Genomic DNA, 1,495 nt, shown 5'->3' on the forward strand with positions numbered 1-1,495 from the left:
GCGCGGCGCCGAACCGGTCACCGTCCCCGCGCCCCGGGTCCGGGCCGTGGACACCACGGGAGCGGGCGACACCTTCGTCGGCGCCCTCGCGGTCGCCCTCGGCGAGGGCCGTCCCGCCCCGGAGGCGCTCGCCTGGGCGCAGACGGCCGCCGCGCTCTCCGTCCAGCGCGAGGGCGCGTCGACCTCGATGCCGTACCGCGTCGAGATCGAGGCCGCCTTCCGCTCCCCCGACTCGCTGGAGGCGAACGCCGTATGACCACCGAGACGTCCACGGCGCCCCTGCACGGGCTGCGCGTCCTGGATCTCGCGACCCTCTTCGCCGGCCCGCTCGCGGCCATGATGCTGGGCGACTTCGGCGCCGACGTCGTCAAGGTCGAGCATCCCCGCAAGCCGGATCCGTCCCGTGGCCACGGCCCCGCCAAGGACGGCATCGGCCTGTGGTGGAAGGTCCTCGGCCGGAACAAGCGGGCGATCACCCTCGACCTGTCCTCGCCGGGCGGCCGTGACACGCTGCTCGCGCTCGCCGCCGACGCGGACGTCGTCGTGGAGAACTTCCGCCCCGGCACCCTGGAACGCTGGGGTCTGGGCTGGGAGGAGCTCTCCACCGTCAACCCTCGTCTGGTGCTGGCCCGGGTCACCGGCTTCGGCCAGTTCGGCCCGTACGCCCACCGCCCCGGCTTCGGCACCCTCGCCGAGGCGATGAGCGGCTTCGCCGCGATCACCGGCGAGCCGGACGGGCCGCCGACCCTGCCGCCCTTCGGCCTCGCCGACTCGATCGCCGCCCTCGCCACGGCGTACGCGGTGATGACCGCGCTCACCGCGAGGACGGCGACCGGCCGCGGCCAGGTCGTCGACATGGCGATCATCGAACCGATGCTCTCCGTCATCGGACCCCACCCCCTCTGGTACGACCAGCTCGGTTACGTCCAGCCCCGGACCGGCAACCGCTCCCGCAACAACGCCCCGCGCAACACCTACCGGACCGCCGACGGCTCCTGGGTCGCCGTCTCCACCTCCGCCCAGTCGATCGCCGAGCGGGTGCTGCGGCTCGTCGGCCGCCCGGAGCTGATCGACGAGCCGTGGTTCGCCGACGGCACGGGCCGGGCCGAGCACGCGGACGTCCTCGACGAGGCGGTCGGCTCGTGGATCGCCCGCCACACCCGCGACGAGGCGATGGCGGCCTTCGAGAAGGCGGAGGCGGCCATCGCCCCCGTCTACGACGTCCGGGACGTCGTCGCCGACCCGCAGTACCAGGCGCTCCGCACCGTGACCGAGGTGCAGGACCCCGAACTCGGCCCGATCAAGATGCAGAACGTCCTCTTCCGCCTCTCCGAGACCCCCGGCGCCATCCGCTGGTCCGGCCGGCCGCACGGCGCCGACACCACCGCCGTCCTCTCCGAACTCGGCCTCACCCCCGCCGAGATCGACGCCCTCCGCGAGCAAGGAGCGGTATGAGCCCCCTCAGCGGCCCCGACGAGGGGGCTCATACCGCTCC

2 protein-coding genes are annotated in these 1,495 nt (G+C 74.2%); both read left to right on the top strand.

Annotation, left to right across the window (positions count from 1 at the left end; genetic code table 11):
• The coding region (locus CCN56_RS40475) for a PfkB family carbohydrate kinase (RefSeq protein WP_256962441.1) at positions 1 to 256 on the top strand (256 nt) is incomplete at its 5' end.
• On the top strand, positions 253 to 1,455 hold the full coding sequence (locus tag CCN56_RS40480) for a CaiB/BaiF CoA-transferase family protein (protein ID WP_086832532.1): 1,203 nt from the start codon (positions 253 to 255) through the stop codon (positions 1,453 to 1,455). The genes CCN56_RS40475 and CCN56_RS40480, both read left to right, overlap by 4 nt.
• Positions 1,456 to 1,495: the final 40 nt, after the last annotated feature.

Origin of the sequence: Streptomyces sp. NRRL B-24572 (assembly GCF_002156145.1) — a bacterium.
In the GTDB taxonomy this organism is placed as follows: Bacteria; Actinomycetota; Actinomycetes; order Streptomycetales; family Streptomycetaceae; genus Streptomyces; species Streptomyces vietnamensis.

Bases quoted from the DNA above. Each gene is read 5' to 3' on its own strand.
- CCN56_RS40480 (WP_086832532.1), top strand. From the start codon at position 253: ATGACCACCGAGACGTCCACGGCGCCCCTGCACGGGCTGCGCGTCCTG.